Here is a 25963-nt window from a genome sequence, read left to right on the forward strand (position 1 = left end):
CCCGCTCCCGCACGCGAGTCCCCCCGCTCCCGCACGCGAGTCCCCCGCTCCCGCACGCGAGTCCCCCGCTCCCGCACGCGAGTTGCGCGCTCAGCGGTGCCGAACGGGCAACTCGCGGTCAAGAAGCGGGGACTCGCGGGCTCGAGCGGGGAACTCGCGGGCTCGAGCGGGGGACTCGCGCGAGCGGGAGTGCACGACTCGCGAACGCCGGTTCCGGTCAGATCAGGGTCAGCGGGTCCAGCTGGATGCGGACGGGGTCGGTTTCCTTGCGGGCGTTGCGCAGCGCGTTCACGGCGTGCGCCGCCGCGGCGAGTCCCCGGCCGTGGGCGCGCGGCACCCGCACGAGCGCCCGTTCCCGCTCGGCGCGGCCGTCCTCGTCGACCTCCCCCACCGGCACCGGGCCGAGCACCTCGGCCTGCTCGGGCAGGGTGATCTCGTCGAGCAGCGCCGCGACCGCCTCCGGGGTGCCCTCGAAGCTCGCCATCCGCACCGCTGGCGGGAAGCCCAGCTCCTTGCGCTCGGCCAGCTCCAGCTCCGCGTGCCAGCCGGGGTCCCAGCGCACGAGCGCCTGCACCGGAGCGATCCCGGCGTCGGCGCCCACCACCACCCGGCCGCCGTCACGGGCGGACCGCACGAGCGCTGCGGCCGTCATCCACCGCCGCAGCGTCTCCTCCGCCGCGCGCAGGTCCTGCCTGCCCAGCAACGCCCAGCCGTCGAGCAGCAGCGCGGCGCCGTAGCCGCCCTCGGCCACCGGCTCGGCGCCGGGCGTCGCGACCACGAGCGAGGGCTCACCGGGCACCTGGGGCAGCACCTCGCCCGCGCCGGAGGTCCGCACCGGCACGCCGGGAAACGCCCTGCCCAGCTCCTCGGCGGTCCGCTTGGCGCCCACCACGACGGCCCGCAGCCGCCCGGAACCGCACGTCGCGCAGCGGAAGCTCGCGTCGGCCACCCCGCACCACCGGCAACGGGGCGTCCCGGCCTCGCCGCCGCCCGGGAGCATGAGCGGCCCCGCACAGCGGCGGCACCGCGCCGGCGAGCGGCAGTGCCCGCACGCCAGGCCGGGCACGTAGCCCCGCCTCGGTACCTGCACGAGCACGGGCGCGCCTGCCGCCAGGCCCGCGCGAGCGGCCTCGAACGCGACGGCGGGCAACCGGGCGGCGCGGGCCGCCTCGTCGCGGGCGACGTCGAAGTCCTCGCCCGTGGGCGTCACGCGCGGGGCGCACGCCCGCAGCTCCTCCCGCGCGGCGACGATCGGGTGCGCCCACCCGGACTCCACCAGCAGCTGCGCCTCTGCGGTCCTCGCGTACCCGGCGGCGAGGAACGACGCCTTGCTCGCGTGGGCGCGCAGGATCAGCACGTCCCGCACCTGCGGGTAGGGCATGTGCGGGTCGGCGTGCAGGTCGTCGCCGTCGTCCCACACCACGAACAGCCCCGGATCGGTGACCGGGGCGAACATCGCTGCCCGCGTGCCCACGACGATGCGCACCGCGCCGCGCAGCACGGCGAGCCAGCGGCGGTAGCGCTCGGCCGGGCCGAGGTCGGCCGACAGCGCGACGACGGCGTCCTCCCCGGCGAGCGCGGCACAGGCCGCCCGCAGCCGGGCGACGTCGCGGTGGTCGGGCACCACCAGCACGGCGCCCCTGCCCCGCGCGGCGACGGTGGCCGCCAGCTCCGCCAGCCGCGCCGGCCAGTCCTCGCCCGGCAGCGCCTGCCACACGGCGTGGCCGACCCGGCCCGCGCTCAGCGCGCCGGTGAACCCGGGGCCCCACGGGTAACGCCGCCAGCCCGCGACGTCCGGCGGTTCGGGCGCGGGCGCGGGCTCCCGCGGCGGTTCCGCCTCGACCTTGGCGTGCCGGGGCGGCAGGGCCAGCCGCAGCACGTCGATGAGCGTGCCGCCGTAGCGCTCCGCCACCGACCGGCACAGCGCGGCCAGTTCCGGGGGCAGTACCCGCTCGCTGGAGGTGACGCGCTCGAGGAACGCGAGCCGGCCCTGGTGCTCGGTGGTGTCGCCGCGTTCGAGCAGGAAGCCGTCGACGAGCTGGCCGGCGAACCGCACGCGCACCCGGCAGCCGGGCACGGCGGCCTCGTCGAGCTCCTTGGGCACGTGGTAGTCGAAGGTCCGGTCGAGGTGCGCTAGCGGCACGTCGACGATCACCCTCGCGACCGGCGCGGTCTCCGCGGGCTCCCGGCGGCCCTTGCGCGAGGCCGCCGCGCGCTTGCCCTTGGCGGGCTTGGGCTGCGGCAGCTCCCACAGCGGGGTGGTCTCGGGACGGCTCACGCCGTCTTCTCTACCAGAGCGGTTCAGCGGGGCTGCTTCGCGTCGAGGCGCCGGGTGAGCAACGTGAACATGGGCTGCTCGACCCACCGCGTCAGCGCCCAGCCCAGCAGGATCGCGGTGACGACGAACGCGGGCACCCAGCCCCACCACGGCACGCCGAGGTCGGCGAGGTGCCTGGCGACGATCGTGCCGATCACGTAGTGCATGAGGTACACGCCGTAGGAGATCCCGGCGAGCCAGCTGATGGGCTTCGCGAGCCGGTTGAGGCCGGGCAGGTCCCACGCGGGCTGGTAGGCGGCCACGCAGATCAGCACGAGCGCCACCGCGAACGCGATCACCGAGTCGCCGGGCGGCGGGTGCTTGTCGTGCGCGACGATGACCACGCCGAGCATGCAGTACAGCTGCGCGAAGCTCATGCGCCCCTTGGACCAGCGGTAGATCGCCACGCCGGCGATCAGCAGGTGCGCGCGGTTGAGCCCGGTGCCGTCCATCATCATGCTCGCCCACGGCGCGACCTCGCCGGGCCGCATGAACAGGTATCGCACGGCGAGCGGGACCAGCAGCACCGCCCACATCACCAGGGTCGCGTTCCGTCCCCGCACCTTGCCTTTCCAGGCGAGCAGCGCGATGGCGGTGAACCCGCACACCTGCACCGGCACGGTCCAGTGCGACAGGTCGATGTACTCGACCGACGGCAGCAGCGTGTGCACGAGCGCCAGGTTGCCGACCAGGTCGCCGTAGGACGGGCGGGGGAAGCCCTCGGGATGCAGCACGATGCTGACCAGGAAGATCACCACGACGGCTACCCAGAACGCGGGCAGCAGGCGGGCGAGCCGCCGCAGCCACCAGCGCAGCGGCGTCCCCCTGCCGATCGTCATCGCCGCGAAGTAGCCGGAGATGACGATCAGGATGGACGCGCCGAACGGGAAGTCCATCTGCAGCGACCCCGGCGGCATGTCGAAGCCGGGCAGGGTGTGCGGCGCGAGGAACGTCGCGTGGAAGGCCAGCACGGCCACGATTCCCAGGACACGGATGGCATCCCAGCTGATGTGCCGCGTGCTCTTGGGCTTCGCCGCCCCGGCGGTCTGTTCCCCGGCCCTTGGCGACGCCGCGACGTCCTGAGTGTCCACCACGAGATCGGAAGCCTAAAGGAAACCCGTCAGTAGCCGACCACCGGGGCGGGCACCGGGTCAGGCGCCCACGGCGCTCCGGAGGGCGTCCGCGCGGTCGGTGCGCTCCCACGGGAGGTCGAGCTCGGGACGGCCGAAGTGCCCGTACGCCGAGGTCTGCGCGTAGATCGGCCGCAGGAGGTCGAGGTCGCGGATGATCGCCGCCGGGCGCAGGTCGAACACCTCCGTGATGGCGGCCTGGATCTTCAGCGGGTCGACGTGCTCGGTGCCGAACGTCTCCACGAACAGGCCCACCGGGGCCGCCTTGCCGATCGCGTATGCCACCTGCACCTCCACCCGGCCCGCGAGGCCAGCGGCGACCACGTTCTTGGCGACCCAGCGCATCGCGTACGCCGCCGAGCGGTCCACCTTCGACGGGTCCTTGCCCGAGAACGCGCCACCACCGTGCCGCGCCATCCCGCCGTAGGTGTCCACGATGATCTTCCGACCGGTCAGGCCCGCGTCACCCATCGGGCCGCCGACCACGAACCGGCCCGTGGGGTTCACCAGCAGCCGCAGGTCGGAGGAGTCGAGCTCCACCCCGGCCAGCACGGGCGCCACCACGTGCTCGCGCACGTCGACGCCGAGCATCTTGTCCAGGTCGATGCCGTCGGCGTGCTGGCTCGACACCACCACGGTGTCCAGCTTCACCGCCTGCTCGCCCGCGTACTCGATGGTCACCTGCGTCTTGCCGTCCGGCCGCAGGTAGGGCAGCACGCCCTCCTTGCGCACCGCGGCGAGCCGCTGCGAGAGCCGGTGGGCCAGCGCGATCGGCAGCGGCATCAGCTCCGGCGTGTCCGAGCACGCGTAGCCGAACATCAGCCCCTGGTCGCCCGCGCCCTGCTTGTCGAGATCGTCGAGCGCGTTCTCCAGCCTCGACTCGTACGCCGTGTCCACGCCCTGCGCGATGTCCGGCGACTGGGAGCCGATCGCCACGTTCACGCCACAGGAGTTGCCGTCGAAGCCCTTGGCCGAGGAGTCGTAGCCGATGTCGAGGATCCGCTCCCGCACGATCGTCGGGATGTCCGCGTACGCCTCGGTCGTGACCTCGCCGGCCACGTGCACCTGGCCCGTCGTGATCAGGGTCTCCACCGCGACCCGGCTGCGCGGGTCCTTCGCCAGCAGGGCGTCCAGGATCGAGTCGCTGATCGCGTCGCAGATCTTGTCCGGGTGCCCCTCGGTCACCGACTCCGACGTGAACAGCCTACGGTTCGACGCGGTCACGACGTCCTCACATCCTCGATCGACAACGGCACGTGGGCGAATGCCCGCTGTGAGCCTACTGGCGATGGGCGCGGTGGCGCACCAGCTCGGTCACCGCGTCCCACACTGTGGCCGCCAGCAGGGACTTCGCGCCCAGCGGGATCCGTTGCTCGGTGCCGTCCGCGCTGAGCAGCCAGCCGGTGTTCTCCTCCATCTCGAAGGCCTTGCCCTCACCGACGGCGTTGACCACCAGCAGGTCACACCCCTTGCGCTTCAGCTTGGCCCGCGCGTGCTCGAGCACGCTGCCGTGCTCGTCGCCGGTCTCCGCGGCGAAGCCGACGATCACCTGGCCTGGCCTGCGGGCCTCGACGAGCCCGGCGAGGATGTCCGGGTTGCGGACCAGCGAGATCGTCGGGTCCGGGCTGTGATCGGTCTTCTTGATCTTGTGGTCGGCGGTGTCGGCGGGCCGGAAGTCGGCGACCGCGGCGGCCATCACGACGACGTCGGCGGTGCTCGCCGCCTCTTCCACCGCGGCGCCGAGCCGGCGCGCCGTGGAGACGTGCACGACCTCGGCCCCGGCGGGCTCCGGCAGCGCCTCGGTGTGGGCGGCGACGAGTGTGACGTCGGCGCCGCGCTGGGCGGCGACCCGCGCGAGCGCGTAGCCCTGCTTGCCCGACGAGCGGTTGCCGAGGTGCCGCACGGGGTCGAGCGGTTCGCGTGTGCCGCCCGCCGACACGACCACGCGCAGGCCCTCGAGATCGCGGGGCAGCGCGTCGGAACGGGCCAGCAGCAGGCGCGCGACGTCGACGATCTCACGTGGGTCGGCGAGCCTGCCCTTGCCGGTGTCGACGCCGGTCAGCCGTCCCGAGTCGGGCTCGGTGACGACCGCCCCGCGCGAGCGGAGCAGCGCCACGTTGTCGCGCGTGGCGGGGTGCTCCCACATCTCCGTGTGCATCGCGGGGAAGAACGCGACGGGGCACCGTGCCGTGAGCAGGGTGTTGGTGAGGAGGTCGTCGGCAAGACCGTGGGCCGCCCTGGCGAGCAGGTCGGCGGTGGCGGGCACGACGAGCACGAGGTCCGCGTCCTTGCCGACGCGGACGTGCTGGACCTCGGGCACCTCGGTGAACACACCCGTGTGGACGGGATGCCCGGACAGCGCCTCGAAGGTGGCCGCGCCGACGAAGTTCAGCGCGGCCACGGTGGGCACCACCCGCACGTCGTGCCCGGACTCGGTGAGCCCGCGGAGCACCTCGCACGCCTTGTAGGCCGCGATACCGCCACCGACGCCCAGGACGACCCGCGGTTTCGAGCTCACCGAGGCGTTACTCGCCTTCGGTGTGCTCGAGCAGACCGGCGTGGATCTCGCGGAGCGCGATCGACAGCGGCTTCTCGCGGGGGCCGGGCTCGACGAGCGGGCCGACGTACTCGAGCAGGCCCTCGCCGAGCTGCGCGTAGTAGTCGTTGATCTGACGGGCGCGCTTGGCCGAGTAGATCACCAGCGCGTACTTGGAGCTGACCTTCTCGAGCAGGTCGTCGATGGGCGGGTTGGTGATGCCCTCGAGGTGCTCGCTCTGAGGACCCAGGGTAATCGAGGTCACTGACTGTGCTCCGAATCGTCGAAAGACTTGTTTTCGCCGGTTACCAAGTCTAGCAATCGGCGCGCGGCGACCTGCACGTCGTCGTTCACGACCTGCTCGTCGAACTCCGCGGCGGCCGCGAGCTCACGCTCCGCTTCCGTCAGCCGGGCCCGCACGGCTTCGTCGTGCTCGGTGCCGCGGCCCGTGAGCCGGTCGACGAGCACGCCCCACGACGGCGGCAGGAGCATCACGAGCTGGGCCTCCGGCATCGCCTGCCGCACCTGCCTCGCGCCCTGCAGCTCGATCTCGAGCACGGCGGGCCGTCCCGCGTTCAGCGCGGCCTCCACGGGCGCCCGTGGCGTGCCGTAGCAGTTGCCCGCGAACTCCGCGTGCTCCAGCAGCTCGCCCTTGGCGACCATGGCGTCGAAGGTCTCGCGGTCGATGAAGTGGTAGTGCTCGCCGTCGACCTCGCCGGGCCGGGGCGCGCGGGTGGTCACCGAGACGCTGAAAAACACATCGGGGTTCAGCCGCCGCAGCTCGCCGACGACGCTGGACTTGCCGACCCCGGATGGTCCCGAAACGACGGTGAGCCGGTGCCGGGCCGTCTCAGCCGGCACCGGCTCACCAGTTGTCACTCGGCCGCCGCGTACGCCGGCCTCGATCGAGCCGCGGTGTCGCCGCTCGCTCACTCGCCGCTGAACTCGGCGAGCAGCGCCTTGCGCTGCCGGTCGCCGAGGCCGCGCAGGCGACGGCTGGTAGCGATCTCGAGCCGCTCCATCGTCTGCTGCGCACGCACCTTGCCCACGCCCGGCAGGGCCTCCAGCAGCGCGGAGACCTTCATCTTGCCGAGGACCTCGTCCTCGTCGGCCTGCTTCAGCACGTCGGCGAGGGTCGTACCGCCGCGCTTGAGCCGTTCCTTGAGCTCCGCGCGGGCGCGACGGGCGGCGGCGGCCTTCTCCAGCGCCGCAGCACGCTGTTCCTCGGTGAGCTGGGGAAGTGCCACGTTTTCCTCCGGTGTTACTCAAATTCTGGGTGGGTGTGGCGACCGTACCCACCCTTGACCTGGACCCACAATGCGGGGGTGGGCGCTGACCGCGCCGCCAGGACGCTGGATGACGGCCTGGCGGACGGTGCTGTCGCGCCGCGACTGGACGCCGCGGCACGGCCAGAGACGACCCTACTCACAAATGGTCGCGCGGTGTCAGCCCGCGACCCTGCGAATGCGTTTCCCGGTGCGGCGCCGACACCCCCGCCTGCGCCACGCCGCTTACCCTAGTGCAAGATCAACATACGGTTCGACCAGGGCGGGAACCGGGCGCAGACCCTACTTGAGCACGCGGTTCAGCTCATCGGCCGTGCGCAGCACCGCGGCACGCAGCGCCGCCGGATCCGGGCCGTGTTTCAACAGAGCCCTCGCCGAGGCGGGCAGCACGTTCGGCAGGCTGTCGCCGAACAGCGGCGCGAGGTCCCGCGCACCGGCGCCCTGCTCACCGAAACCCGGAGCCAAGATTGGCCCGTTCAGCCCAGCGAGATCCAGCTCGCCTGGCAGGTTGGTGGCCCCGATGACAACGCCGACGGCGCCCAGCGGAGCGACGCCCGCGTTGCGCGCACCCGCATCGTCCACAACGGACTGCGCAACCGTGCGACCACCCGTGTCGGCCCGCTGCAGGCCCTCGCCCTCCGGGTTCGAAGTCCGCGCGAGCACGAACACGCCCCGCCCCGTCTCCCCGGCCAGCGCGAACGCGGGTTCGAGCGCGCCGAAGCCGAGGTAGGGCGACACGGTGATCGCGTCGGCCGCGAGCGGCGAGCCCTCGCCGAGGTACGCCAGCGCGTAGGCGGCCATCGTGGAGCCGATGTCGCCGCGCTTGACGTCGAGCAGGACGAGTGCGCCCGCCTGGCGCGCGCACTCGATCACCCGCTCCAGCACGGCGACCCCCTTGGCGCCGTGCGCCTCGAAAAGCGCCGACTGCGGCTTCACCACCGCCACGTGCTCGGCGAGCACCTCGGTGGCGCTCAGCGCGAACGTCTCCAGCCCGCGCGCGTCGGCGGGCAGGTCCCACGCCCGCAGCAGCTGCGGGTGCGGGTCCACGCCCGCGCACAGCGGGCCGCGCGCGGCGACGGCGCGCCGCAGCCGCGCCCCGAACCCCTCAACCACGCCGGCTCCTCTCCTCCGCGACGTCCGCAGTGAAGGCCACCTTCACTGCGTTGAGCGCAGGCATGGTGGCCTTCACTGCAGGTGGGTACTCGGTCACGATCCGACCCGCAGGGACGCCTGGAGCTGCTGCAGTGAGCGCACCCCCAGGTCACCCCGGATGAGGGCCTCGATGCCGTGTACGGCGGCGGCAGCGCCCTGCACGGTGGTCACACACGGGATTCCCCTCGACACCGCCGCGGTGCGGATCTCGTAGCCGTCCACGCGGGGCCCGCTGTTGCCGTACGGGGTGTTTATCACCATGTCGACGCCGCCGTCGAGGATCACCTCGACGATGTTCGGCTCGTCGGCGGTGCTGCCCTGGTAGTGCTTACGCACCACCGTGCACGGCACCCCGTTCCGGCGCAGCACCTCGGCCGTGCCCGACGTCGCGAGGACCTCGAAGCCGAGGTCGGCGAGCCGCTTGACCGGGAACACCAGCGAGCGCTTGTCACGGTTGGCCACCGAGACGAACACCTTGCCGCTCGTCGGCAGCGAGCCGTAGGCACCGGCCTGCGACTTCGCGAACGCGGTGCCGAAGGACGTGTCGACGCCCATCACCTCGCCCGTGGACTTCATCTCGGGGCCGAGCAGCGAGTCCACGCCGTGGCCCTCGGGCGTGCGGAACCGGTGGAACGGCAGCACGGCCTCCTTGACGGCCACCGGCGCGTCGACGGGCAGGTGCCCGCCGTCGCCGTCGGCGGGCAGCACGCCGCGCTCGCGCAGGTCCTTGATCGACGCGCCCGTCATGAGCAGCGACGCGGCCTTGGCGAGCGGCACCGCCGTCGCCTTGGACACGAACGGCACCGTGCGGGACGCACGCGGATTGGCCTCCAGCACGTACAGCACGTCGTCCTTGAGGGCGTACTGCACGTTGAGCAGCCCGCGCACGCCCACGCCGCGCGCGATCGCCTCGGTGCAGCGGCGCACCTCCTCGAGGTCCGTGCGGCCCAGCGTGATCGGCGGCAGGGCGCACGCCGAGTCGCCGGAGTGGATGCCGGCCTCCTCGATGTGCTCCATCACGCCGCCCAGGTACAGCTCCTCGCCGTCGTAGAGGGCGTCGACGTCGATCTCGATGGCGTCGTCGAGGAAGCGGTCCACGAGCACCGGGTGCTCCGGGGTTACCTCCGTGGCGCGCCGGATGTAGCCCGCGAGCGACGCCTCGTCGTAGACGATCTCCATGCCGCGCCCGCCGAGCACGTAGGAAGGCCGGACGAGCACCGGGTAGCCGATCTCGTCGGCGATCCGCTTGGCTCCCTCGAACGACGTCGCCGTGCCGTACGCGGGGGCCGGGAGCCCGGCCGAGGTCAGCACCTCGCCGAACGCGCCCCGGTCCTCCGCGAGGTGGATCGCCTGCGGCGGGGTGCCCACGATCGGCACGCCCGCGTCGGCCAGCCGCTGCGCGAGCCCGAGCGGGGTCTGGCCGCCCAGTTGCACGATCACGCCGGCGACCGTGCCCGACGCCTGCTCGGCGCGCACGACCTCCAGCACGTCCTCGAACGTCAGCGGCTCGAAGTACAGCCGGTCGGAGGTGTCGTAGTCGGTGGAGACCGTCTCCGGGTTGCAGTTGACCATCACGGCCTCGAACCCGGCCTCCCGCAGCGCCAGCGCCGCGTGCACGCACGAGTAGTCGAACTCGATGCCCTGCCCGATGCGGTTCGGCCCGGAGCCGAGGATCAGCACCTTCGGTTTCTCCGGCTGCGGGGCCACCTCCGTCTCGGCGGCGGGATCGGCCTCGTAGGCCGAGTAGTGGTACGGCGTCCTCGCCTCGAACTCGGCCGCGCACGTGTCGACGGTCTTGAACACCGGGTGCACACCGAGGCGGTGCCGCAGCGCGCGCACGCCGTCCTCACCGGCCAGTTCGGGCCGCAGCGCGGCGATCTGCCGGTCGGACAGCCCGGTGCGCTTGGCGCGGCGCAGCAGCTGACCATCCAGCACCGGCGCGTCCCGCACCTCCGCGCCGACCTCGCCGATCAGCGCGATCTGGTCGATGAACCACGGGTCGATGCCGCTGGCCTCGTGCACCTGCTCGACGGTGGCGCCGAGCCGCAGCGCGCGCTCGACGGCGTAGAGCCTGCCGTCGTGGGCGGTGCGCAGGTCCTCCAGCGTCGACTCCAGCGTGGCGCCCTCCGGGTCGGGCTGGGTCCAGAAGCCGACGCGCTTGGTCTCCATCGAGCGCATGGCCTTGCCGAGCGCCTCGGGGAAGCTGCGGCCCAGCGACATGGCCTCGCCGACGCTCTTCATCGTCGTGGTGAGCATCGGGTCGGCGCCGGGGAACTTCTCGAACGCGAACCGGGGCACCTTCACGACCACGTAGTCGAGCGTCGGCTCGAAGCTGGCCGGGGTCTCCCCCGTGATGTCGTTGCTGATCTCGTCGAGCGTGTAGCCGATCGCGAGCTTCGCGGCGATCTTGGCGATCGGGAAGCCGGTGGCCTTCGACGCCAGCGCCGAGGAGCGCGACACGCGCGGGTTCATCTCGATCACGACCATGCGCCCGTCGCGCGGGTTGATCGCGAACTGGATGTTGCAGCCGCCGGTGTCGACGCCGACCTCGCGCAGCACGTCGATGCCGACGTCGCGCATGTGCTGGTACTCGCGGTCGGTCAGCGTCATGGCGGGGGCAACGGTCACCGAGTCACCGGTGTGCACGCCCATCGCGTCGACGTTCTCGATCGAGCACACCACCACGACGTTGTCGTGGCGGTCGCGCATCAGCTCGAGCTCGTACTCCTTCCACCCGAGCACGCTCTCCTCGATGAGCACCTCGGTGACGGGGCTCTCCTCGAGGCCCAGCGACGCGAGCCGCTCGAGCTGCTCGTCGGTGTGCGCCATGCCGGAGCCGAGCCCGCCCATCGTGAACGAAGGCCGGATCACCACCGGAAGGCCCACCTCGGCGACGGTCTTGCGCACCTCGTCCATGGAGTGGCAGACGGCGCTGCGCGGCACGTCGCCGCCCACCGACCGCACGATGTCCTTGAACTTCTGCCGGTCCTCACCGCGCTGGATCGCGTCGATGTCGGCGCCGATCAGCTCCACGCCGTACTTCTCGAGCACCCCGCGCTCGTGCAGCGCGACCGCGGTGTTGAGCGCGGTCTGCCCGCCCAGCGTGGCCAGCAGCGCGTCGGGGCGCTCGGCGGCGATGACCTTCTCGACGTAGTCCGGGGTCACTGGCTCGATGTAGGTCGAGTCGGCGAACTCAGGGTCGGTCATGATCGTCGCCGGGTTGGAGTTGACGAGGCTCACGCGCAGGCCCTCGGCGCGCAGCACGCGGCAGGCCTGGGTGCCGGAGTAGTCGAACTCGGCGGCCTGCCCGATCACGATCGGCCCGGACCCGATGACGAGGACGTGCTCGATGTCAGTGCGTTTGGGCATTACTTGCTTTTCTCCATCAAGGTCACAAACTCGTCGAACAGCGGGTTGGCGTCGTGCGGACCGGCCGCCGCCTCGGGGTGGTACTGCACGGAGAAGGCGGGCACGTCCTCGCACCGCAGGCCCTCCACCGTGCCGTCGTTCGCGCAGTAGTGGCTCACCTTGGCCGTGCCGAACGGCGACTCGAACCGCTGGCCAGGCTCGCCCTCGAGCGCGAAACCGTGGTTCTGCGCCGTGATGGCCACGCGGCCGGTGTCGGCGTCGAGCACCGGGACGTTGATGCCGCGGTGACCGAAGCGCATCTTGTAGGTGCCCAGCCCCAGCGCGCGGCCGAGGATCTGGTTGCCGAAACAGATGCCGAACAGCGGCACCTGCCTGCCGAGCACCGCCCGCGTCAGCTCGATCGCGTGTGTCTGGGTCTGCGGGTCGCCGGGCCCGTTGGACAGGAACACGCCGTCGGGCTCCACCGCCAGCACGTCGTCCAGCGTGCTCGCGGCGGGCAGGACGTGCACCTCGATGCCGCGCTTGGCCATCTGGCGGGGCGTGTTCGACTTGATGCCGAGGTCCAGCGCGGCGACGCGGTAGCGCCGCTCGCCCTCGGCGGCCACCACGTAGGGCTTCTCCGTGGTGACCTCGCCGGCCAGGTCGGCGCCCTGCATCGGCGGGCTCGCGAGCACCTGGGCCACGAGGTCGTCGGTGGACGCGAGCGCGTCACCGGAGAAGACGCCCGCGCGCATGGCGCCGTGCTCCCGGATGTGCCGGGTCAGCGTGCGCGTGTCGATCTCGGCGATGCCGACGATGCCCTGCGCGCGCAGCTCGTCGTCGAGCGTGCGCTTCGAGCGCCAGTTCGACGGAGTGCGCGCCGGGTCGCGGACCACGTAGCCGGCCACCCAGATCCGCGAGGACTCGTCGTCCTCGTCGTTCCACCCGGTGTTGCCGATCTGCGGCGCGGTCTGGACCACGATCTGGCCGCGGTACGACGGGTCGGTCAGCGTCTCCTGGTAGCCGGTCATGCCGGTGCAGAAGACCGCCTCGCCCAGCGAGCGCCCCTGCGCGCCGTAGGCCGTGCCCCGAAAGATCCGGCCGTCCTCGAGGACGAGCGCGGCCGGCGTGCGAGTGCCGCTCATACCTGGGCACCTCCCTTGACCTGGTTGATCCACTGTGGATAGACCGCGAGATCGTCCCCGCGGAACCCGGTGTCGAGCTCGACGTCGTCGGCGCGCCACGTGAACACCAGAAGACTGTCCGTTCCCATCACCTTGCCCGCCATCCCCTTGGCGGTCTTGACGTCCACAATGGACTCGCGGGGGATCCAGAAGCTCACCGTACCGGCGCGGTCCACCTCGACGCCCTCGTCGTACAGCCGCAGCACGGCCGGGCCGCGCAGGCCCACACCCCGCGTCACCACGCGTTCCTGCCAGTGCCCCGCGTTGGTGGTCGCCACGTAGAGCCCCTTGGCTGAGAGCAGCGGCTCGCCAAGGTCCTCCGGCACCTCGGGGAAGGGCGGCACGCGCACGCTCTGCGCGCGGGCCTGGCGTCGCCAGCCCCGCCACATCCCGTAGACCCCGAGCGCGAAGAACGCGATGACCAGCAGCGTCAGCAGAAGCCTCTCCATTACCCAATCTTCCCTTCGCGCGACGTGATCCGCCCGCGCAGCAGCGTGGCGCTCACCACGGCGGGCAGTCGCAATCCCTCGTACGGTGTGTTGGCGGCCACGCTCGCGAGCTCGGCGCCGCGCACCGTCCACTCCGCGTCCGGGTCCACCAGCACCAGGTTGGCAGGCTCGCCGACCGCCAGCGGCCTGCCCTGGTCGGGCAGGCCCGCGATCTCGGCTGGCCGCTCGCTCATGACCCTCGCCACCCCGCGCCAGTCGAGCAGGCCGGGGCGCACCATCGTCTCGGCCACGATCGACAGCGCGGTCTGCAGGCCGAGCATGCCCGGCCTGGCCGCCGCCCACTCGCAGTCCTTGTCCTGCACGGCGTGCGGGGCGTGGTCGGTGGCCACGCAGTCGATCACGCCGTCGGCCAGCGCCCGGCGCATGCGCGCCACGTCGGCGTCGGCCCGCAGCGGCGGGTTGACCTTGTTCACCGGGTCGTAGGTGGCCAGGCGCTCGTCGGTGAGGAGCAGGTGGTGGGGCGTCACCTCGGCCGAGACGTCGATGCCGAGGCCCTTGGCCCAGCCGAGGACGTCGACCGTGCCGGTGGTGGAGACGTGGCAGATGTGCAGGCGCGCGCCTGCGTGCCGGGCGAGCACGCAGTCGCGGGCGACGATCGACTCCTCCGCCGACGAGGGCCAGCCGGTGTAGCCGAGCCGCGCCGCCCGCTCTCCCTCATGGGCCTGGGCGCCGACCGTGAGCCTCGGCTCCTCGGCGTGCTGCGCGACGACCACGCCCAGCGCCGTCGAGTACTCCAGCGCCCTGCGCATGAGCAGCGGGTCCGCCACGCAGTGCCCGTCGTCGGAGAACAGCCGCACCCCGGCCACCGACTTGGCCATCGTGCCCATCTCGGCGAGCTTCTCGCCCTTGAGCCCGACGGTGACCGCGCCGACCGGGTGCACGTCGACGAGGCCGACCTCCCGGCCACGCCGCCACACGTGCTCGACGACCACCGCGTTGTCGGCGACCGGGTCGGTGTTGGCCATGGCGAACACCGCGGTGTAGCCGCCGAGGGCGGCCGCGGCGGAGCCCGAGTCGATCGTCTCGGTGTCCTCTCGGCCCGGCTCGCGCAGGTGGGTGTGCAGGTCGACGAAGCCGGGCAGCAGCACCTGCCCGTCCGCCTCGATCACCTCGGCGTCCTCGCTCGCGGTGACCGTGCCGATCGCGGCGATGGTGCCGTCGGCCACGTGCACGTCCACCGGGTCGCCCTCGCCGTAGAGCCTCGCGCCCCTGATGACGATCTCGCTCACTGTTCTCCCTCTCCGGCAAGCAGGTGGTACAGCACGGCCATCCGCACGTGGACCCCGTTGCGGACCTGCTCGGTGATCGCCGACTGCGGCGCGTCGGCCACGGCGGAGCCGATCTCCATGCCGCGCAGCATCGGACCGGGGTGCAGCACCACGGCGCCCTCGGGCAGCAGGCCCAGCCGCGCCTCGTTGAGCCCGTAGGCGATCGAGTACTCGCGAGCGGACGGGAAGAATCCGCCGTGCATGCGCTCGGCCTGCACCCGCAGCATCATCACGGCGTCGAGCGCGGGCAGCTCGGCGTCGAGCTCGTGCGACACGGTCACCGGCCACGATCCGACGCCGACGGGCAGCAGCGTCGGCGGCGCGACGAGCACCACCTCCGCGCCGAGGGTCGCGAGCAGGTGCACGTTGGACCTGGCGACGCGGCTGTGCAGCACGTCGCCGACGATCGCGATCCGCCGGTCCTTGAGCCCGCCGAGCCGCTCGCGCAGCGTGGCAGCGTCGAGCAGCGCCTGTGTGGGGTGCTCGTGGGTGCCGTCGCCCGCGTTCACCACCGACGTGCCGACATCGGCGAGCCAGCCGGCCAGCCGGTGCGCCGCCCCCGAGGCGGGGTGCCGGACGATCACGCAGTCGGCGCCCGCGGCCGAGAGGGTGAGCGCGGTGTCGCGCAGCGACTCCCCCTTGCCTACCGACGAGCCGCCCGCCGAGACGTTCACCACGTCCGCGCTCATCCACTTGCCCGCGATCTCGAACGACACCCTGGTGCGGGTGGAGTTCTCGTAGAACATCGTGATCACCGTGCGGCCGCGCAGCGTCGGCAGCTTCTTGACCTCCCTGCCGAGCAGGGTGCGCTTGAGCTCGTCGGCGGTGTCGAGGATCGCGGTGGCGGCGTCCTCGGCCAGGCCGTCGGTGGTCAGCAGGTGCTTCATCGGCGTTCCCCCAGCAGCACGGCGTCGCGGTCGTCCACGTCGGACAGCAGGACCGAGACCTCCTCCGAGCGGGAGGTGGGCACGTTCTTGCCCACGTAGTCGGCGCGGATCGGCAGCTCGCGGTGGCCTCGGTCGACCAGCACGGCGAGCTGCACCACCCGGGGCCTGCCGTGGTCCCGCAGCGCGTCGAGCGCGGCCCGGATGGTGCGGCCGGAGAACAGGACGTCGTCGACGAGGACCACGACGCGGTCGTCGATGCCGGTACCCGGCAGCTGCGTCTGTTCGAGCGGGCGGGTGGGCTTGCGCCGCAGGTCGTCGCGGTAGAGCGTCACGTCGAGGGCGCCGGTGGGCACGTCGACGCCGGAGAACTCGCTGATCCGCGCGCCGAGGCGGGTCGCGAGCGGGATGCCGCGAGTCGGGATGCCCAGCAGCACGGGCGGGATCGCGCCCGTCGAATCAAGAGCGGTCTTCTCGATGACCTGATGGGCCATTCGGGCGATGGTGCGCGCGACATCCCCGGCCGAGAGCAGCTCGCGCTCAGCAGCCGGTTCCGTCGCGCCACGTGGGCGTGGCGCCACGGTGGACCTCCTTCCCCGCCTCACTGGACGGGTCCTTAAAGGATGTCGATTCCCCTGGTTAGGCGGGAACCGCACAGACAGTAGCAGGTGAGGCTCGTCATCCGTTCGGGTGGTGCGATCGGGTGCGAGAACCCCCAGCCAGGGATGATCTGCTTGACCTGGTGACGACTACGAGTAACCATTACTCTGAGTATTCGACTCACGAGTTCCCTGTCGGTCATCCGGGCCGATCTCGGGACGAGGAAACGGAGAACCACCAGATGGGCGATTACGCCAAGGCGCTCGGGGCCAAGCTCCGCGGTATCCGCCAGCAACAGGGCTTGTCCCTGCACGGGGTCGAGCAGAAGTCCGGCGGCCGCTGGAAGGCGGTCGTGGTGGGCTCCTACGAGCGTGGCGACCGTGCGGTCACCGTCCAGAAGCTGGCCGAGCTCGCGGACTTCTACGGCGTCCCGGTGGTCGAGTTGCTGCCCGAGGGCCGGGTTCCCTCCGGCGCCGAGCCGGCCACGAAGATCGTGATAAACCTCGAGCGGCTGCAGCAGCTGCCCGCCGAGAAGGTCGGCCCGCTGGCCCGCTACGCGGCGACCATCCAGAGCCAGCGCGGCGACTACAACGGCAAGGTACTGTCGATCCGCACCGAGGACCTGCGGTCGCTGGCGATCATCTACGACATGACGCCCGGTGAACTCACCGAGCAGCTGATCGACTGGGGCGTGCTGCCGCCCGAGGCCCGCCCTTCCAAGGAAGACTGATCGCCGCCGCGCGGTCGTGAGCGGGAGACCCCTCGCTCACGACCCGGCGGTGACGGGTGCCTAGAGCACCGCCCTGAGGCGGTCGGCGATGTTGCCGATGCGGCCGAGCACACCGTTGACGAAGCGCGGCGAGTCGTCGGTGGACAGTTCCTTGGCCAGCCCCACCGCCTCGTCGATCGCGACCGGGTCCGGCACGTCTGCCGACCAGAGCATCTCGTAGACCCCCATCCGCAGGATCGCGAGGTCCACCGGCGGCATCCGGCTCAGCGTCCAGCCCTGCGCGTGCTCCGCGAGCAGCTCGTCGATGCGCTCGCGCCGCGCCGTCACACCCTCGACCAGCGAGATCGTGTAGTCGCTGATCGGGTCCACGTCCACGGAACCGACGCGGTCGGACAGCAACGTCACCGCGTCGGCCTCCCGCTGCGCGGCCTCGTACAGGAACTCCACCGCGCGGCGGCGGGAGGCGCGGCGCCCGATGGGCGCACGCCGGGAAGGGCTCTCCGAGGTCACCGGGCTTCTCACGCGCGGCCGAGGTAACGGCCGTCTCGGGTGTCGACCTTGACCTTCTCGCCGGTGCTGACGAACAGGGGCACCTGGATCTCGGCGCCGGTCTCCAGCGTCGCCGGCTTCGTGCCACCGGTGGAGCGGTCGCCCTGCAGGCCGGGGTCGGTGTGCTGGATGACCAGCTCGACCGAAGTGGGCAGCTCGACGTACAGCGGCTGACCCTCGTGCATCGCCACCTGCGCCTCTGTGTTCTCGAGCAGGTAGTTGGCGCCGTCGCCGACGGTCTCGCGGGGGACGTTGATCTGGTCGAACGTCTCGCCGTCCATGAAGACGAAGTCGGTGCCGTCGTTGTACAGGTAGGTCATGTTGCGGCGGTCCACCGTCGCGGTGTCGACCTTGGTACCCGCGTTGAACGTCTTGTCCACGACCTTGCCGGACAGCACGTGTTTGAGGGTGGTGCGCACGAAGGCACCCCCCTTGCCGGGCTTGACGTGCTGGAAGTTCACGACCGACCAGAGCTGGCCGTCGAGGTTCAGCACCAGGCCGTTCTTCAGGTCGTTGGTGGTGGCCACGGGTGTGAGTTCTCCCTGTGATTCGGTGGGCCGCGTACTAAACGACCACGAGTTCCTTGCTGGTCAGGGTGAGGAGCTCGGGAGTCCCCTCCCGCACGACGAGCGTGTCCTCGATGCGCACGCCACCCCGGCCGGCGAGATACACGCCCGGCTCGACGGTGACCGCCATACCGGCGGACAGTGTACCGGCGCCGGTCGCGGCGAGACTGGGAGCCTCGTGAATCTGCAGGCCGACGCCATGGCCGAGACCGTGCGAGAACTCCTCGCCCCGGCCCGCCGCGACGATCACGTCCCGTGCCGCGCCGTCCACCGCGGCCACCTCGGCTCCGGGCACCACGGCGGCGCGACCCGCGGCCTGGGCACGCAGCACGAGCTCGTAGAGCTCCCGCTGCCAGTCCGCGGCGGTGCCGAGCACGACGGTGCGCGTCATGTCCGAGTGGTACCCGTCGACGGTCGCCCCGAAATCCAGTTTGACGAAGTCGCCGGCCGCCAACGGCGTGTCGGCAGGCCGGTGGTGCGGGATCGCCGAGTTGGCCCCCGCCGCGACGATCGAGGTGAACGACCGGCCCTCGGAGCCGTGGTCGAGCATGCGGTTCTCCAGGTCGCGCGCCACCTCCCGCTCGGTGCGGCCCGCGCGCAGCCCGCCGTGCTCGATCAGGTCGGCCAGCGCGCGGTCGGCGGCGGCGCACGCCCGGCGCAGCGCCTCGACCTCCGTCTCGTCCTTCACCGCGCGCAGGCGCTCGACCAGGCCCGGCGCCCGGTGCAGCTCGACATCGTCCGCGGCCTCCACGAACACCGCGTGCTGTTCGACGCTGACGTACTGGCTCTCGAAGCCGGTGCGCGCGTAGTCCTTCGCCTTCGCCGCGGCGCGGGCCAGCAGGGTCACGGCGCTCGCCCGGCCGAGGACGCGCTCGAGGTCGGGCACCTCCGCGGCGGCCTGGGTCGTGTAGCGGCCGTCGGTGCAGAACAGGGTCCGGTCGTCGTCATCTGCGTGCACGAGCAGTGCTGCGTTGGAGCCGGTGAAACCCGTGAGGTAGCGGATGTTCAGCAGGTCGGTGACGAGTAAGGCGTCGAGGCCCTGGGGACGGAGCAGGTCACGCAGCGCCTCCCTGCGGGCGGCGCGGATCTCGGTCGCGGTGCGGGAATTCTCGGCCACGGGCCAAGCTTAGGACTCGACCTCACGATACTTGCGGTTACAGTGGGCCGATGCCGTCCTGGGTTGTTCGCGGACTCGGCATGGCCGTGCTGCATGCCGCCGCCACCGTCGCACTCGCGAAGATCGCGGTCTTCCAGCCGACCGAGTCGACCACCGTCACCGCCGTCGTGCTCGCCCTGCTGGTGGGGGCGGCCGCGCTGTGGAGCGCGCTCGACGCGTGGCTCGGCCTGGTCGACGCGGGCCGCACCTGGTTCATCGCCGCGCTCGTCGCCGGGCCGGTCGCCGGCGTGCTCAACGTCGTCGGCCGCGCGGCGTTCGTGGACCAGACCGGGGTCGGCGAGCTCGGTTCCGCGCTGACCGGAGGCGCCGCCTTCACGGCGTTGCTCGTGCTCGTGCCAGCGGGCCTCGGCCTGCTCGTCGGCGGGAAGCTGCACACGACCCGCGAGGACGCCGGCGCCGACGCCGACTCTGGCCCTGACTCCGACGCCGGGGCCGCCGAGGAACCGGCGCCCCGGCCGCGGCCTCAACCGCGCAAGCCCAAGGTCGGCCCCGCCGGGTAGGCCTCCCACTCCGCCCGGCTCACCGGCTCGGCCGGTGAGCCGTTCAGCTCGACGACCTCGGCCGGCGTGACCGGCCACAGCGTGCCGTCCAGCAGGAAACCGGCTCCCAGACCGGGCGCCTCCACCGCCGGCGCCCCCGGCCGCAGCCGCACGTCCACCGGCAGCCGGTCAAGCACGGGCAGCCGCTCGTCCAGCACCACCCCCGCCAGCTGCTCGGCCACCGAGCGCCGGTCGACCCGCACCACCTTGCCGTCGGTAACCAGGTCCATCGTGCGCACCGGCGAGGGCATCGCGAAGCCGTCGAGCACGGCCAGCGCACGTTTCGGCTCTGCGCAGGCGTCCAGCCCGTGCAGGTCGAGCCCGTAGTGCCGCAGGTCCGTCGGCGCGTTGGCCCGGCCGATCACGGTCGCGTGGATGACGTCGATGGGCACCCGGCCACACGGGTCGTCGACCGAGACCGGCGCGTGACCGTCGGGCCTGCGCACCAGCCCGGGGCCCTCCTCCCACTCGTCGGGGATCGTCACCGGCTGGTACGGCGTCGCCGTGAACTCCCTGTTCCAGAAGGTGATCGTGGTGCCCTTGTCGGTCTGGTGCGCGATCGCGAAGGCGTCGAGCGCGTCGACCCACATGAGGTCGGCGCTGAAGGCGTCGACGAGGGAGTTGGTCCGCGCGGTCTCGGTGTGCGGCACCTCGGTGAAACCCTGCGGCCCCAGTGCCTGCACGCCCGCGGAGAACGTGGGGTCCTTGGCGCGCAACAGGAACTGGCCCGCGCCGTTCCAGCCCGCGGCACGGCCCGTGGTGTCGGTGAACATCAGGTAGAACCAGCCGTCTAGGTACACCGCGGCAGGCTGGCCCGCGCCGTAGGTGTTGTCGCGGTGGGTGTCGTGGGCGGGCCGGACGATCGGATCGGTGCCGGGACGCGTCCAGTTCCTCCCGTCGGTACTGGTCACGAGACCGATCGAGTTGCCGAGCGCGTGGCTGCCCGCCGCGCCGGTGTAGTACATGTAGTACGTGCCGTCGACCCGGATCACGGACGGATCGCACGTGTGCACCCCGTCGAACGCACCGGGGTTGCCGGAGAGCACGGCTTCCGGAATGCCGCCGCCAGGACCGGCGAACGGCCCGTCCGGCGAGCCGGCCTCGGCGTAGAGGATGTCGTCGCCCGGCGGCGCGGCGCTGCCGTACTGGCTGCACCACCACATGCGCGTCTGCCCGCCGTCCGACATCACCGTCGGCCCGTAGTTGTAGACGGCGTCCGCCCCGCCCGCGGCGACCACACCGGGGCTGGCCCGGTACCGGTCAGCCTGCAGCGGCACCTGCTCCTCGGTGGGTACGGGCTGCTCGGGACCAACGCCGATCCCCGGCTCCGCGCCCTCGGCCTGCGGCCGGGCGGTCCCCGCCGTGCACCCCGCGACCAGGGCGGCGCTCACCGTGACGGCGAGTGCCGCACCGGCGACACGTGCTCGACGATGCCGGGAGCGCATGCTGGCGGCGGACCTCCATCCCTCCCCCACGGCCGGAATGCCTCGGCCTGGACCCGCTCAGTCTACGGAACCCCTCACCCGAACGGGTGCAGACCTCGTGGTGTGGCAACGGGTTCCGCCTCGAATCCGTTGATGTTCTGCGGATACGCCGCGTAGCGCCCGGGACCGCCCGCGCGCGGGTAGGCGTCGGCGAACTGCGGCCGTGGGCCCGTGCCCGAGGAGCGCCGCCGTCAGCTCGTGGCCGATCTCGGCGGCCTCCCCCGGCAGCTCTGTGAGCGGCCGGAGCTCGACGAGGCCGATCGATCGCCTCACCGCCGAGCTCGATCACCCAGACCAGTGCACGTGCCCGGCCGCCCCGCGTACCCTTGCCGCCGCTCGATCATCCCCGCGACGCCGCCCCGCGGGAACCTGCTCAGCTCCGGTCGCGAACAGTGACGCCACCGCGCAGGCGTCCGATTCGGGCAGCCCGCGGCTCCTGAGCCGCGTGGCCCGCGAAACCGGGACCGCGGTCACCCTTCGTTGTCGGCCAGCCAGCGCAGGGCGAGGCGGTAGCCGTCCACCCCGAAACCGGCGAGCACGCCGGTCGCGATGTCGGAGAGCACGCTGTGGTGCCGGAACTCCTCGCGCCGGTGGACGTTGGAGATGTGCAGTTCGATCAGCGGCGCGGCCAGCTGAGCGGCCGCGTCGCGCACGGCGATCGAGTAATGCGTCCAGGCCCCGGCGTTGAGCACCACGGGCACACCGGCGTCGGCCGCCTCGTGCAGCCAGCCGACCATCTCGCCCTCGTGGTCGGTCTGCCGCACCTCGACCTCGAGCCCGAGCTCCTTCCCGGTTTCGACGCACAGCCGCACCAGGTCGTCGTGGGTGGTGGAGCCGTAGACGGACGGCTCGCGCTTGCCGAGCCTGCCGAGGTTGGGCCCGTTGAGCACCAGCACGTTCACAGGAACACGCCCCCGTCCTTGGCCTCGCCGCCCGCGAGCACGGAGTAGGCCCCCGCCAGCAGCGCCGGGTCGGGTCCCTCCATGCGGCCCGGCTTGGCGAGCCCGTCGAGCACGACGAACCGCAGCGTGCCCGACCTGTTCTTCTTGTCGGCGCGCATGCCGTCGATGAGCTGCGGCAGCGCGTCGGGGTCGTAGGAGGTCGGCAGCCCGAGCGAGCGCAGCACGGCGGCGTGCCGGTCCGCGGTCGCGTCGTCGAGCCTGCCGGCGAGGCGGGCCAGCTCGGCGGCGAACACGAGCCCCACGCTCACGGCCGCGCCGTGCCGCCACCGGTACCGCTCCCGGCGCTCGATGGCGTGCCCGAGGGTGTGGCCGTAGTTGAGGATCTCGCGCAGATCCGACTCGCGCAGGTCCGCCGACACGACGTCGGCCTTGACCTGGATCGAACGCCGGACCAGCTCACCGAGCACCGGTCCCTGCGTGTCGACGGCCGCGGCCGAGTCCTGCTCGATCAGCTCCAGGATGCGCGGGTCGGCGATGAAGCCCGCCTTGACGACCTCGGCCATCCCCGCCACCAGCTCGTTCGGCGGCAACGTCTCCAGCGTCGCGAGGTCGACGAGCACCGCCGAGGGCTCGTGGAAGACGCCGACGAGGTTCTTGCCCGCCTCGGTGTTGATGCCCGTCTTGCCGCCGACGGCGGCGTCCACCATGCCGAGCAACGTCGTCGGCACGTTCACCAGCCGGACGCCCCGCATCCAGGTGCCCGCGACGAACCCGGCGAGGTCGGTGACCGCGCCGCCGCCCAGTGCGACGACGACGCCGCGCCGGTCGAGCCCGATCTGGCCGAGCACGTCCCAGCAGAAGTCCGCGACGCGCAGCGCCTTGCCGTCCTCGGCGTCGGGGATCTCCACGCGGTGGGCGTCGAGCCCGGCACCGGCCAGCTCCTCGCGGACGGCCTCGGCTGTCGTCGTGAGCGTCGGCGGGTGGATGAGCGCCACCTTGGACGCGTCACGCACCGTCTCGGTGAGCTCGGCGAGCAGCCCACGGCCCACCACGACCTCGTACGGCTGGGCGGTCTTGACCTCGATACGGACCGGGTCGGTGGTCATCGTCCTCCTCATCGGGATCCGGTCGGCGGCGCGGTGACCCCGGCCTGCCGGACGCGGGTACGCATTGTCACTCCGCGAACGACTCCTCGGCGCCGTCGCGCCCGGACTCCTCCGCCAGGCCGGCCAGCCGCTCGGCGATCACGGCCGCGACGTCGCGGGGTGCGCGACCGGTCGTGTCGACCTCGATCGTCGCGACCGAACGGTAGATCGGCAGCCGCTTGTCGAGCAGCTCCTTGTACGTCGCGCGCGGGTTCACCCCGGCCAGCAGCGGGCGCGCGGTCGACAGGCCGGTGCGCTGCACGCCCTCGGCCATGCCGACGTACAGGAACACCACGGTGTGCTCACTCAGCCGCTTCCGCGTGATCTCCGACAGCGGCGCCCCTCCGCCGAGCGCGTAGACACCCGAGTGCCGGCCCAGGCCGGCCGCGACGATCTCCTCCTCGATGGCCCTGAACGCGGGCTCACCGTCGTTGGCGAAGATCTCGGCGATGCGGCGGCCCGTCTCGGCCTCGAGGTCGGCGTCCGCGTCGGCGTAGGCCACACCGAGCAGCCCGGCGAGCAGCGGCCCCACCGTACTCTTGCCCGAGCCGGGCGGGCCGACGAGAACAACAGGGCCGCGTGTGGTCATGCTGGTCACGGTAGCCTCCGCGCTCGGACGCCCGCCCTCGGCCTCCGCCGTCGCGTTACCGGTCCCACCACGCCTCGAGCCCGGCCAGGTAGCTCTCGACGTTGCGCTTGGACTCGGCCAGCGAGTCGCCGCCGAACTTCTCCAGCGCCGCGTCGGCCAGGATCAGCGCCACGACCGACTCCAGGACCACACCCGCCCTCGGCACCGCGCACACGTCGGAGCGCTGGTGGATCGCCACGGCCGGCTCGCCGGTCTCCACGTCGACGGTGGAGAGCGCGCGCGGCACGGTCGAGATCGGCTTCATCGCGATCCGGACCCGCAGCGGCTCGCCGTTGGTGATACCGCCCTCCAGGCCGCCGGCACGGTTCGAGCGCCGCGTGACGCCCTTCGGCCCCTTGCCCCTGTCGATCTCGTCGTGGGCCCTGCTGCCCCAGCGCCGCGCCGTCGTGAACCCGTCGCCGACCTCTACGCCCTTCATCGCCTGCACGCCCATCAGCGCGCCGGCCAGCCGGGCGTCCAGCCTCCGGTCCCAGTGGACGTGGGAGCCCAGGCCCGGCGGCAGTCCGTACGCGATCACCTCGATCACACCACCGACCGTGTCACCGGCCTGCCGGACGGCGTCCACCTCGGCGACCATCGCCTGCGTGGCCTCATCGCCGAAGGCTCGGACGGGGCTCTCGTCGATCGCGGCGAGGTCACCCGGCTCCGGCAGCGGCCCCTCGGGAGCCTCGGCGGCACCGATGGACACGACGTGGCTGACGATCTCGACATCCAGCAGCTGCCGCAGGAACAGCCGCGCCACCGTGCCCAGCGCGGTGCGCGACGCGGTCTCCCGCGCGCTGGCCCGCTCGAGCACCGGACGTGCCTCGTCGAAGCCGTACTTCTGCATCCCGGGCAGGTCAGCGTGACCGGGCCGGGGCCGCGTCAGCGGCTCGTTGCGCGCCAGGCCCTCCAGCTCGGCGGGGTCGACGGGATCGGCCGCCATGACCTTCTCCCACTTCGGCCACTCGGCGTTCTCGATCTGGACCGCGATCGGGCCGCCCTGGGTACGACCGTGCCTGACGCCTCCGACGAACTCGATCCGGTCGGTCTCGAAGCCCATGCGGGGGCTCCGGCCGAAGCCGAGTCGCCGACGGGCGAGCTGCTCGCTCAGGTCGGCGGTCGTGACCTCGACTCCGGCGACCATGCCCTCGAGGATGGCGGCCAGAGCGGGCCCATGTGACTCACCTGCGGTTATCCAGCGCAACACGTACCGAATCCTGTCACGAGGCGCCGATCTTGCTTCAGCTGCCCACAGTCACCTCCGCTCCCGCCTCCAGCCCGGCGCCCGGGAACAGCGTGATCAGGCACGTGACGGCCAGCAGGCCGGGACCGTGCGGGACTCCTCCGCGCCACCGGCGCACGCGGAGCAGAGCCGCCGCTCCGGCCAGCACCAGCGTGGCCACCGCCGCCGTGCAGGCGGCGACCACGAGTGCCGGCCAGCCCGTCGCGCCGAGCGCGCCACCGAGGCTGCCCGACAACTTCACGTCGCCCGCTCCGAGCGCGGCCGGCGCGACGGCGTGTACCAGGGCGTGGACTCCCGCGAACAGCACGGCGGCCGATGCCGCCCTGACCGCGAGCGCGCCTTCGGGTCCCGCCGCCGCCGCGACGCAGACCGCGGCGCCCACCAAGGGATACGCGGGCACCGTGAGTGCGTCGGGAAGGCGCCGGTGACGGAGATCGGTGAGCGCGAGCGGGACGGCCAGCGCGGTGACGACGAGCGGCACGGGCAGCCACCAACCGGGCATGCCGTCCGCCGACCACCGCCAGGCCACCACGGCCCACAGCGACGCCGTGCCGCCCGCGCACCACCAGATCGGCACGGCGGCAGGGCGCCGCGTTCGGCCCAGCACCCTGCTCGCGGCCCAGCCGATGACGAGGCCGGCGACGGCGAAGATCAGTCCCCAGTACACGCCTTCCAGAGTCGTGGCCGGGGACACCGGAAGGCAAGGAGTAACCGGAGTGAGTACTCCGCTCGCGCGCGGGTGCGGCCGATCTCACCCGTTCGCCGTAACCACACGGGGGCGTC

Annotated in this window: 25 protein-coding genes; 2 read left to right on the forward strand and 23 right to left on the reverse strand. The window is 72.4% G+C overall.

From position 1 onward, the window contains the following. Positions 1–217 precede the first annotated feature (217 nt). From FCN18_RS27660 to pyrR, 14 genes are all read right to left on the reverse strand, one after another. Positions 218–2278, reverse strand: coding sequence for a primosomal protein N' (locus FCN18_RS27660; RefSeq protein WP_137096481.1), 2061 nt, complete (start codon positions 2276–2278; stop codon positions 218–220). A gap of 23 nt (positions 2279–2301) precedes the next feature. Further along, positions 2302–3411 carry an acyltransferase family protein gene (locus FCN18_RS27665; protein WP_137096482.1) on the reverse strand — a complete coding sequence of 370 codons (1110 nt, stop codon included), beginning with the start codon at positions 3409–3411 and terminating at the stop codon, positions 2302–2304. A 57-nt stretch (positions 3412–3468) separates the two neighbouring features. Beyond that, positions 3469–4671: a methionine adenosyltransferase gene (gene metK, locus FCN18_RS27670; RefSeq protein WP_170200608.1), complete on the reverse strand. Its 1203-nt coding sequence runs from the start codon at positions 4669–4671 to the stop codon at positions 3469–3471. Positions 4672–4726: 55 nt separating this feature from the next. Then, positions 4727–5965 (reverse strand): bifunctional phosphopantothenoylcysteine decarboxylase/phosphopantothenate--cysteine ligase CoaBC, encoded by a 1239-nt coding sequence (coaBC, locus tag FCN18_RS27675; RefSeq protein WP_137096483.1) that lies wholly within the window; start codon positions 5963–5965, stop codon positions 4727–4729. A 7-nt stretch (positions 5966–5972) separates the two neighbouring features. Next, on the reverse strand, positions 5973–6248 hold the full coding sequence (gene rpoZ, locus FCN18_RS27680) for a DNA-directed RNA polymerase subunit omega (protein ID WP_110339306.1): 276 nt from the start codon (positions 6246–6248) through the stop codon (positions 5973–5975). Further along, a complete protein-coding gene (gene gmk / locus FCN18_RS27685; RefSeq protein WP_407675795.1) occupies positions 6245–6889 on the reverse strand; it encodes a guanylate kinase in 645 nt (214 codons plus the stop codon). Before gmk ends, rpoZ begins: the two co-directional genes overlap by 4 nt. A gap of 23 nt (positions 6890–6912) precedes the next feature. Next, positions 6913–7230: an integration host factor, actinobacterial type gene (mihF, locus tag FCN18_RS27690; RefSeq protein WP_005437476.1), complete on the reverse strand. Its 318-nt coding sequence runs from the start codon at positions 7228–7230 to the stop codon at positions 6913–6915. A 321-nt stretch (positions 7231–7551) separates the two neighbouring features. Then, the gene (pyrF, locus tag FCN18_RS27695) at positions 7552–8382 is read right to left on the reverse strand and encodes an orotidine-5'-phosphate decarboxylase (RefSeq protein WP_137096485.1); all 831 of its coding nucleotides are present in this window, start codon (positions 8380–8382) and stop codon (positions 7552–7554) included. 93 nt (positions 8383–8475) lie between these two features. After that, complete coding sequence (gene carB, locus FCN18_RS27700) at positions 8476–11790, reverse strand: carbamoyl-phosphate synthase large subunit (RefSeq protein WP_137096486.1); 3315 nt, start codon at positions 11788–11790, stop codon at positions 8476–8478. Then, positions 11790–12914, reverse strand: a complete 1125-nt coding sequence (carA, locus tag FCN18_RS27705) for a glutamine-hydrolyzing carbamoyl-phosphate synthase small subunit (protein ID WP_113643629.1) — start codon at positions 12912–12914, stop codon at positions 11790–11792. Before carA ends, carB begins: the two co-directional genes overlap by 1 nt. Continuing rightward, entirely contained in the window at positions 12911–13402 is a 492-nt protein-coding gene (locus FCN18_RS27710) for a PH-like domain-containing protein (protein WP_137096487.1), read from the reverse strand. The genes carA and FCN18_RS27710 overlap by 4 nt, the downstream gene beginning before the upstream one ends. Next, positions 13402–14691 carry a dihydroorotase gene (locus FCN18_RS27715; protein WP_112274491.1) on the reverse strand — a complete coding sequence of 430 codons (1290 nt, stop codon included), beginning with the start codon at positions 14689–14691 and terminating at the stop codon, positions 13402–13404. Before FCN18_RS27715 ends, FCN18_RS27710 begins: the two co-directional genes overlap by 1 nt. Further along, complete coding sequence (locus FCN18_RS27720; RefSeq protein WP_113643630.1) at positions 14688–15617, reverse strand: aspartate carbamoyltransferase catalytic subunit; 930 nt, start codon at positions 15615–15617, stop codon at positions 14688–14690. The genes FCN18_RS27715 and FCN18_RS27720 overlap by 4 nt, the downstream gene beginning before the upstream one ends. Beyond that, positions 15614–16195, reverse strand: coding sequence for a bifunctional pyr operon transcriptional regulator/uracil phosphoribosyltransferase PyrR (pyrR, locus tag FCN18_RS27725; RefSeq protein ID WP_113643631.1), 582 nt, complete (start codon positions 16193–16195; stop codon positions 15614–15616). The genes FCN18_RS27720 and pyrR overlap by 4 nt, the downstream gene beginning before the upstream one ends. Before the next feature lie 260 nt (positions 16196–16455). Here pyrR and bldD point away from each other — a divergent pair, with 260 nt between their 5' ends. Next, a complete protein-coding gene (bldD, locus tag FCN18_RS27730; RefSeq protein ID WP_003096372.1) occupies positions 16456–16944 on the forward strand; it encodes a transcriptional regulator BldD in 489 nt (162 codons plus the stop codon). Between the two features lie 60 nt (positions 16945–17004). Here bldD and nusB read toward each other — a convergent pair whose 3' ends face one another. From nusB to FCN18_RS27745, 3 genes are read right to left on the reverse strand one after another with little or no spacing between them, the layout of a single operon-like run. Beyond that, a complete protein-coding gene (gene nusB / locus FCN18_RS27735) occupies positions 17005–17454 on the reverse strand; it encodes a transcription antitermination factor NusB (protein WP_113643632.1) in 450 nt (149 codons plus the stop codon). Positions 17455–17462: 8 nt separating this feature from the next. Beyond that, on the reverse strand, positions 17463–18020 hold the full coding sequence (efp, locus tag FCN18_RS27740) for an elongation factor P (RefSeq protein WP_112274499.1): 558 nt from the start codon (positions 18018–18020) through the stop codon (positions 17463–17465). Between the two features lie 37 nt (positions 18021–18057). After that, positions 18058–19176, reverse strand: coding sequence for a M24 family metallopeptidase (locus FCN18_RS27745; protein ID WP_170200609.1), 1119 nt, complete (start codon positions 19174–19176; stop codon positions 18058–18060). Between the two features lie 50 nt (positions 19177–19226). Between FCN18_RS27745 and FCN18_RS27750 the strand changes: the two genes are divergently transcribed. Continuing rightward, the gene (locus FCN18_RS27750) at positions 19227–19736 is read left to right on the forward strand and encodes a B-4DMT family transporter (protein ID WP_170200610.1); all 510 of its coding nucleotides are present in this window, start codon (positions 19227–19229) and stop codon (positions 19734–19736) included. Here FCN18_RS27750 and FCN18_RS27755 read toward each other — a convergent pair. The 6 genes from FCN18_RS27755 to FCN18_RS27780 form a co-directional block, all read right to left on the reverse strand. Further along, complete coding sequence (locus FCN18_RS27755) at positions 19700–21220, reverse strand: glycoside hydrolase family protein (RefSeq protein WP_112274503.1); 1521 nt, start codon at positions 21218–21220, stop codon at positions 19700–19702. The genes FCN18_RS27750 and FCN18_RS27755 overlap by 37 nt on opposite strands. Positions 21221–21729: 509 nt before the next feature. After that, complete coding sequence (gene aroQ / locus FCN18_RS27760) at positions 21730–22161, reverse strand: type II 3-dehydroquinate dehydratase (RefSeq protein WP_113643634.1); 432 nt, start codon at positions 22159–22161, stop codon at positions 21730–21732. Then, positions 22158–23267: a 3-dehydroquinate synthase gene (gene aroB, locus FCN18_RS27765; protein ID WP_137096488.1), complete on the reverse strand. Its 1110-nt coding sequence runs from the start codon at positions 23265–23267 to the stop codon at positions 22158–22160. Before aroB ends, aroQ begins: the two co-directional genes overlap by 4 nt. A gap of 67 nt (positions 23268–23334) precedes the next feature. After that, the gene (locus FCN18_RS27770) at positions 23335–23895 is read right to left on the reverse strand and encodes a shikimate kinase (protein ID WP_112274877.1); all 561 of its coding nucleotides are present in this window, start codon (positions 23893–23895) and stop codon (positions 23335–23337) included. Between the two features lie 55 nt (positions 23896–23950). Further along, complete coding sequence (gene aroC, locus FCN18_RS27775) at positions 23951–25144, reverse strand: chorismate synthase (RefSeq protein WP_113643635.1); 1194 nt, start codon at positions 25142–25144, stop codon at positions 23951–23953. A gap of 34 nt (positions 25145–25178) precedes the next feature. Then, positions 25179–25847, reverse strand: a complete 669-nt coding sequence (locus tag FCN18_RS27780) for a prepilin peptidase (RefSeq protein WP_137096489.1) — start codon at positions 25845–25847, stop codon at positions 25179–25181. Positions 25848–25963: the final 116 nt, after the last annotated feature.

Origin of the sequence: Prauserella endophytica, assembly GCF_005146945.1 — a bacterium.
Taxonomy (GTDB): Bacteria; Actinomycetota; Actinomycetes; order Mycobacteriales; family Pseudonocardiaceae; genus Prauserella_A; species Prauserella_A endophytica.

Excerpts from the sequence above, each read along its gene's own strand:
- FCN18_RS27770 (WP_112274877.1), bottom strand. The coding sequence starts at position 23,895 with ATGACCACACGCGGCCCTGTTGTTCTCGTCGGCCCGCCCGGCTCGGGC.
- bldD (WP_003096372.1), top strand. The coding sequence starts at position 16,456 with ATGGGCGATTACGCCAAGGCGCTCGGGGCCAAGCTCCGCGGTATCCGC.
- carA (WP_113643629.1), bottom strand. The coding sequence starts at position 12,914 with ATGAGCGGCACTCGCACGCCGGCCGCGCTCGTCCTCGAGGACGGCCGG.
- carB (WP_137096486.1), bottom strand. The coding sequence starts at position 11,790 with ATGCCCAAACGCACTGACATCGAGCACGTCCTCGTCATCGGGTCCGGG.
- FCN18_RS27750 (WP_170200610.1), top strand. The coding sequence starts at position 19,227 with ATGCCGTCCTGGGTTGTTCGCGGACTCGGCATGGCCGTGCTGCATGCC.
- FCN18_RS27720 (WP_113643630.1), bottom strand. The coding sequence starts at position 15,617 with ATGAAGCACCTGCTGACCACCGACGGCCTGGCCGAGGACGCCGCCACC.
- FCN18_RS27755 (WP_112274503.1), bottom strand. The coding sequence starts at position 21,220 with ATGCGCTCCCGGCATCGTCGAGCACGTGTCGCCGGTGCGGCACTCGCC.
- FCN18_RS27710 (WP_137096487.1), bottom strand. The coding sequence starts at position 13,402 with ATGGAGAGGCTTCTGCTGACGCTGCTGGTCATCGCGTTCTTCGCGCTC.
- aroB (WP_137096488.1), bottom strand. The coding sequence starts at position 23,267 with ATGACCACCGACCCGGTCCGTATCGAGGTCAAGACCGCCCAGCCGTAC.